This is a genomic window from Mitsuaria sp. TWR114 (assembly GCF_007997345.1).
This window is the reverse complement of record NZ_VOSR01000090.1, coordinates 1-3,350: the sequence shown is the minus strand read 5'-3', so window position 1 is coordinate 3,350 and position 3,350 is coordinate 1. Positions and strand designations below refer to the sequence as shown.

Annotated in this window: 3 protein-coding genes and 1 pseudogene; all 4 read right to left on the bottom strand. The window is 69.9% G+C overall.

What is annotated here, in order from left to right; all coding sequences use genetic code 11:
- Positions 1-184 (bottom strand): hypothetical protein (locus tag FUT87_RS04790; protein ID WP_404935361.1); only part of this gene is annotated, 184 nt, incomplete at its 3' end.
- A 152-nt stretch (positions 185-336) separates the two neighbouring features.
- The gene (gene folC / locus FUT87_RS04785) at positions 337-1,716 is read right to left on the bottom strand and encodes a bifunctional tetrahydrofolate synthase/dihydrofolate synthase (RefSeq protein WP_147240243.1); all 1,380 of its coding nucleotides are present in this window, start codon (positions 1,714-1,716) and stop codon (positions 337-339) included.
- 95 nt (positions 1,717-1,811) lie between these two features.
- Entirely contained in the window at positions 1,812-2,684 is an 873-nt protein-coding gene (accD, locus tag FUT87_RS04780) for an acetyl-CoA carboxylase, carboxyltransferase subunit beta (RefSeq protein WP_147240242.1), read from the bottom strand.
- 52 nt (positions 2,685-2,736) lie between these two features.
- Positions 2,737-3,350, bottom strand: a pseudogene (gene trpA, locus FUT87_RS04775) (tryptophan synthase subunit alpha); the annotation flags it as partial.

Here is a 3,350-nt window from a genome sequence, read left to right as displayed (position 1 = left end):
CCACCAGCACCGCCGCGCCGATCAGGCGTCGCCGGGCCCGCAGGCGCAGTTGCTGGACGTCGTCCACCGCCTCGGCGCCACCGCGGGCACGGCCACGGCCGCCGTCGCCGGAGCGCCCCCGCTCGGCATCGCGATCGCCGGCCTCATTCGCTTCGCCGCGCTTCAGGAAGGAAAGAAATCCCATGTACTCGGAAGACCTGGTTGGTGCCGCGCCGCCCCGGAGCGGAAAGCGGTCCTGGCGCATCTGCGGACAGGGCCGCCGACTTCAATCGCGACAGATTCGAATGCAGCGTTGCGATGCGTTCAACGCGCGGTTGGCGCGGCATGGGCGGTCCCTCAGGGCGCGGCTTCCGGCTGGACGCCGCCGCCCAATCTCGGGATGCCGTGCTTGAGGATGCCGCCCACGGTGAAGAACGAACCAAAGACCAAAATTCTATCAGCGGGGTCCGCCTCGGCCGCCGCAGCGGCCAGGGCCGACGCAGGGTCCGGATGCAGAGAACTGCCCACTTCCTTCGGCGTCTGCAGCGCGCTGGCGGCGCGGGCCTCGTCGAAGCGCTGCTGGAGCGCCTGGGCGGTCGCCGCACGGGCGATCGGCAGGTCGCAGAAGTGCCAGTGATCGATCAGCGGCGAGATCCGCGCCAGGATGTTGGCCAGGTCCTTGTCGGCCATCGCGCCGAACACCGCGCGGGTGCGCGGGTAGAAGCCCATCTGGTCCAGGTTCTGCGCCAGCGCCGCCACCGCGTGCGGGTTGTGCGCCACGTCCAGCACCAGCATCGGCGAGCCCGGGATCACCTGGAAGCGCCCCGGCAGCTCCACCAGCGCCAGGCCGGCGCGTACCGCCTGGGCGGAGATCGGCAGCCGCTCGTACAGCGCCTCGAACACGGCCAGCACGCCGGAGGCATTCAGCAGCTGGTTCACGCCACGCAGCGCCGGATACGACATGCCGCTGTAGCGGCGCGAGCGCCCCGCCCACTGCCACTGCTGCCGGTCGCCCGAATAGGTGAAATCGTGGCCCAGCTGGCGCAGGTCGGCCCCGATCGAGGCCGCATGCGCGGCGATCGAGGCGGGCGGCATCGGGTCGGAGACGATCACCGGCTTGCCCGGGCGCATGATGTGCGCCTTCTCGCGGCCGACCGATTCGCGGTCCGGGCCCAGGTATTCGGTGTGGTCCAGGTCGATGCTGGTGATGACGCTGCAGTCGGCATCGATCGCGTTGACCGCGTCCAGCCGCCCGCCCAGGCCGACCTCCAGGATCACCAGGTCCAGCGGCTCCGCGGCCAGGCGATGCAGGATCGCGAGCGTCGTGAACTCGAAATAGGTCAGGGTCAGCTCGCCGCGCGCGCGCTCGACGGCCTCGAAATGCGGCAGCAGCGACGCGGCATCCACCGGCGCCCCGCCGACGCGGCAGCGCTCCTGGAAGTGCACCAGGTGCGGCTTGATGTAGAGGCCGACGCGGTAGCCGGCCTGCAGCGCGATGCTCTCCAGCATCGCGCAGGTCGAGCCCTTGCCGTTGGTGCCGGCGACCATGACGACGGGCGTGTCCGCGCCGAAGCGCAGGCCCAACCGGTCGCGCACCTCGGCGACCCGGGCCAGCGTCATGTCGATCTCCTTGGGATGCAGCCGCTCGCAGCGCGACAGCCACGCCTCCAGCACCGGCTGGGCGTCGCCGCCCGGGGCCAGTTGCGGGATCGACAGGTCGTTCGGGGAAGAAGTCATCGGAATGTCCAAGGCCTCAAATGAAGACGGCCAGGCGGGAGGGGTCTGGCCGTGCTGAGGACCGGAACCGCCGCGGGCGGTTCGGCGGCGCGCCGTCAGGCGACCGCGTCGGCGCTCTGGCGCTGCAGGATGGCCAGGTTGCGGGCCACGACCTCGCGCAGCTTGCGGCGGTCCACGATCATGTCGATCGCGCCCTTCTCCATCAGGAACTCAGCGCGCTGGAAGCCGGCGGGCAGCTTCTCGCGCACGGTGTTCTCGATCACGCGCGGGCCCGCGAAGCCGATCAGCGCCTTGGGCTCGGCGATGACGATGTCGCCGACGAACGCGAAGCTCGCCGAGACGCCGCCCATCGTCGGGTCGGTCAGCACGCTGATGTAGGGGAGCTTGGCCTTGGCCAGGCGCGTCAGCGCCGCGTTGGTCTTGGCCATCTGCATCAGCGAGAGCAGGCCTTCCTGCATCCGCGCGCCGCCGGTGGCGGTGAAGCAGATGAAGGGGGTCTTCTGCTCCAGCGCGGTCTCGACGCCGCGCGCGAAGCGTTCGCCGACCACGGAGCCCATCGAGCCGCCCATGAAGTCGAACTCGAAGCAGGCGGTGACGACCGGGATGCTCATCACCGCGCCGCCCATGACGACCAGCGCGTCGGTCTCGCCGGTGTTCTCCAACGCTTCCTTGAGGCGGTCGGGATACTTCTTGCTGTCCTTGAACTTCAGCGCGTCGACCGGCAGCACCTCCTGGCCGACCTCGTAGCGCCCTTCCCCGTCCAGGAACGCGTCCAGGCGGGCGCGGGCGCCGATGCGGTGGTGGTGGCCGCACTTCGGGCAGACGTTGACGTTCTGCTCGAGGTCGGTCTTGTAGAGCACCGTCTCGCAGGACGGGCACTTGATCCACAAGCCTTCCGGCACCGTGCGGCGCTGGTCGGGGTCGGTCTGCTGGATCTTGGGCGGAAGAAGTTTCTCAAGCCAACTCATGGCGGGCTCCTATGTCTGTCGCGAAACGCGAAAGCGGGGCAGATTGCCCCGCTCAGGCGTCCAGCGCGGCGCGGATGTCTCGGATGAAGGCCGCAGCCTGGATCGCGACATTATCCCTGGATTGCAGCTCGATCAGCTGAACCAGGGCCGAACCGATCACCACCGCGTCCGCATGCCGGGCCACGGCGGCGGCCGTCGCCCCGTCACGGATGCCGAAACCCACGCCCAGCGGCACCTTCACATGCCGGCGCAGGCGCGGCATCGCGTCGGCGACGGCGCCGGTGTCCAGGTGGCCGCGCCGGTCACCCCCTTGAGCGAGACGTAGTAGACGTAGCCGCTGGCCAGCCGGCCCAGACGCTCGACGCGCTCGTCGGTGGAAGTCGGCGCCAGCAGGAAGATCGGATCCAGTCCCTTGGCCTTGAGCGCGGTGGCGAAGGCCTCGCACTCCTCGGGCGGATAGTCGACCACCAGCACGCCATCGACGCCGGCCGCCTTGGCCTCGGTGACGAAGCGCTCCAGGCCGAAGCGCTCCACCGGATTGGCGTAGCCCATCAGCACGACCGGCGTCGCGTCGTCCTGGCGACGGAACTCGCGCACCATCTCCAGCACGCGTGCCAGCGTGATGCCCTTGGCCAGCGCGCGTTCGCTGGCCTTCTGGATCACCGG

Bases quoted from the DNA above. Each gene is read 5' to 3' on its own strand.
- folC (WP_147240243.1), bottom strand. From the start codon at position 1,716: ATGACTTCTTCCCCGAACGACCTGTCGATCCCGCAACTGGCCCCGGGC.
- accD (WP_147240242.1), bottom strand. From the start codon at position 2,684: ATGAGTTGGCTTGAGAAACTTCTTCCGCCCAAGATCCAGCAGACCGAC.